This is a genomic window from Oleiphilus sp. HI0067 (genome assembly GCF_001635735.1).
In genome coordinates this window covers 1-853 of record NZ_LWFI01000518.1, presented here as the reverse complement: position 1 = coordinate 853, position 853 = coordinate 1, and the positions used below count along the sequence as shown (strand labels likewise).

The window sequence follows — 853 nt, the reverse complement described above, 5'->3', positions numbered from 1 at the left end:
ATTGAAGTATTCTCGACCGGTGCTTTTAGGAGCTGGGGCGGAGAAAAACGGATCGCTGTATAAGCACTTTAATAAGCTAGGAATCACTTTTCCAGAGCTAGCCCATGCGCCGTTTTCATCATAATCTTTGTCTTTGTGGCACTCTATCCAACGATCAAGCAAAGTGTTTGCGGGCCCAATATCGTATCCATAGCTGTTATGCATGTGACCCTCTGGGATCACGCTAATGTTGCCAATTCCGCCTAGGTTGATAATGAAATGGTGTGCGTCTTTGCTCGAAAATATAGCCTCATGAAATGCGGGGACCAAAGGTGCGCCTTGGCCGCCGCAGACCATGTCTGCCATTCTGAAGTCATTGATCGTCATAATGCCTGAGTGTTCCGCGATGGCATGTCCATTACCAATTTGGATGGAGAAGGGTGTTGGACCTTCTGGGCGATGGCGGATGGTTTGTCCGTGGCTTCCTATAGCCGTAACGCTTTCCGGATTGATGTTTAGGCGAGTTAGGAAGTCGTTCGTGCTTTTACCAATGAACTTCCCCAGTTCATGATCTACTCGACCAAAACGCTCTAGCTCTTCATCAGAGTTTGAATCACAGAGTTGGGATAAGGCGTGTCGCAATTTTTCCGGTAGTTTTATGCAATCAGATTGAACTGTATGGATCTTATTGTCCTCGAATTTAACGAGGGCAATATCAAGGCCGTCTATGCTAGTGCCTGAAATGCAGCCTATATAGAGTTGTTGGCTGGTGGTCACAAGGCTACTGATCATTCAGCGCTAGCTGAAAGTTTTCACGCAGGGTATCTAGTTGCGCTAAGAGAGGCTTTGTTTGAAGCGAGAAGAGCTCAACTTC

1 protein-coding gene is annotated in these 853 nt (G+C 46.9%); it reads right to left on the bottom strand.

Features of this window, described 5'->3' with window-relative positions:
- The coding region (locus A3739_RS06135) for an anhydro-N-acetylmuramic acid kinase (protein ID WP_068500694.1) at positions 1-771 on the bottom strand (771 nt) is incomplete at its 3' end.
- Positions 772-853 lie beyond the last annotated feature (82 nt).